This window comes from Salinicola sp. MH3R3-1 (genome assembly GCF_001937155.1).
GTDB lineage: Bacteria > Pseudomonadota > Gammaproteobacteria > Pseudomonadales > Halomonadaceae > Salinicola > Salinicola halophyticus.
Genome location: NZ_MSDP01000133.1, coordinates 1 through 229, shown reverse-complemented (window position 1 = coordinate 229; position 229 = coordinate 1). Strand labels below are relative to the sequence as shown.

At 44.1% G+C, this 229-nt stretch carries 1 rRNA gene; it reads right to left on the bottom strand.

What is annotated here, in order from left to right:
- Positions 1 to 228: ribosomal RNA gene (locus BTW08_RS18735) — 16S ribosomal RNA — on the bottom strand; the annotation flags it as partial.
- Between the last annotated feature and the right edge of the window lies 1 nt (position 229).

The following is a 229-nucleotide window of genomic DNA, read 5'->3' as shown; positions in this document are numbered from 1 at the left end:
GGGGTTTCTAATCCTGTTCGCTACCTACGCTTTCGTCCATCAGCGTCAGTACATTATTAGTGATCTGCCTTCGCAATCGGTATTCTATGTAATATCTATGCATTTCACCGCTACACTACATATTCTAACCACTTCATAATTACTCAAGGTGTGCAGTATCAATGGCAGTTCTACAGTTGAGCTGCAGACTTTCACCACTGACTTACGCACCCGCCTACGGACCCTTTAA